This window comes from Mycobacterium parascrofulaceum ATCC BAA-614, from assembly GCF_000164135.1.
Taxonomy (GTDB): Bacteria; Actinomycetota; Actinomycetes; order Mycobacteriales; family Mycobacteriaceae; genus Mycobacterium; species Mycobacterium parascrofulaceum.
Map to the genome: position 1 here is coordinate 1 of NZ_GG770598.1, position 1,636 is coordinate 1,636.

At 64.0% G+C, this 1,636-nt stretch carries 1 protein-coding gene and 1 pseudogene; one reads left to right on the plus strand and one right to left on the minus strand.

Annotated elements, in window-relative coordinates; all coding sequences use genetic code 11:
• A pseudogene (locus HMPREF0591_RS31765) lies at positions 1–394 on the plus strand (transposase); the annotation flags it as partial.
• Here HMPREF0591_RS31765 and HMPREF0591_RS29710 read toward each other — a convergent pair.
• Positions 378–1,577 (minus strand): IS110 family RNA-guided transposase, encoded by a 1,200-nt coding sequence (locus tag HMPREF0591_RS29710; RefSeq protein ID WP_007172586.1) that lies wholly within the window; start codon positions 1,575–1,577, stop codon positions 378–380. The pseudogene HMPREF0591_RS31765 and the gene HMPREF0591_RS29710 sit on opposite strands and share 17 nt — an antisense overlap.
• Positions 1,578–1,636 lie beyond the last annotated feature (59 nt).

A 1,636-nucleotide genomic window follows, 5' to 3' on the forward strand; every position in this document is an offset into this window, starting at 1 on the left:
TGAGCGTACTCACCGATCTGCGCAATCGCGGCGTCAAGGACGTGTTCTTCGTGGTCTGCGACGGACTCAAGGGGCTGCCCGAAGTGGTTGGCAATGTGTGGCCGCAGGCGATCGTCCAGACTTGCATTATCTGATTCGCAACACTTTTCGTCTCATCTCCCGCAAGTACTGGGATGAGATCAAGCGTGACGTGAAGCCGATCTACACCGCGGTCAACGCTACCGCGGCCCGTTCGGCGTTCGATGAGCTGACCGAGAAGTGGGGGCAGCGCTACCCGGCGGTGATCCGGCTGTGGGACAACGCCTGGAACGAGTTCATCCCGTTCCTGGACTACGACGTCGAGATACGCCGGGTCATCTGTTCCACGGATGAAGTCGTCAAGGTGAGGCAGAGACAGTCGTGGGTTTGCGGGGTTGCCAGTGCGCGACGAGGACTTCGTAGGCGCGCTCGGCCTGCTCGACGATTGCGTTCTCCTGGTCGCGGCGTTGCTTGCTGTTATAGGCCGCACCGGGTATCCGGTGGTTGCCTCGTCGCCCCGGCGCCCCGGCGGCCAATTCGAGCTTGCGCCGTTTGTGGGTGACCAGCCCTGGTCGGGCAAATGCGTAATCCTCGTCCTTGGTGACCAGGTGCCACGCGAGCACCGTCATTTTGCGGGCAGTGGCCACGATCGCGGTCTGAAACCCGCGCCGGGCTTTGATGCGCTGATAGAAGGCTCGCAGCGGTCCGGGTGCCCGGCTGGCCGACCACGCCGCCTCCACCAGCACGCCGCGGACGTGGGCGCGGCCGGCTTTGCTGATCCGGCCGTGCACCGGTGCGGAATTCCCGGACTGGCGCACCTTCGGGTTCAGCCCGACGTAGGCCACTAACTTGTCGGGATCATCGAACCGAGAGAAGTCGCCGACGGCGGCCACGATAGAGATTCCGGCGATCGCATCCACACCAGGGATGGTCATCAACCGGGCCACGACCGGATCGGTCACCGCCTCTTCGGCCAGTTCTTTATCGACCAAAGCGAGTTCATGGGCGTGAAAATCCAACTGGCGCAACAACGCCTGCACACTGGCCTGCTCATCAGCGGGTAGCAGCTGGCGTGCGAGCCAGTGCCGGCCGGCCTTGCCAAACAGGTCGGAGACCGGCGGCGTGGGCGCAAGGTTACGGGCCAGGATCGCGTGCACCTGGTTCTTGATCCGGGTTCGTTGGCGCACCACGTGAGCGCGGCGCATCACCTGCCGGCGCAGGCTGCGGGTCCGGTCATCAGGCAACCACACCGGCGGCAGGAAATCCGCTGCTAGCAGCTGCGCCAGAATCCGCGCATCGACCTTGTCGGTCTTGACTTTCGCTTCGGCGATCGCCCGGGTTTTCGACGGGTTGGACACCACCACGCGCGCGACCAGCGGCGTCAGTAGAGTAGCGATCGCATCGCTGTTGCCGGTGGCCTCCAACGCCACCTCATCATCTGGGCGTAGTTCAGTCGCCCACGCCCGCAACGCTTCTGGCGTTACTCCGATCTTGCCTTCGTCGCGGACGATGCCGTCCTCGACCACCGCCAGCTGCGCGAACTCGCGATGCACATCCATGCCGACATATCTGACCACGCCTGGTTCTCCCTTCGGTGCCGATCACTTAGCTGGGGAAC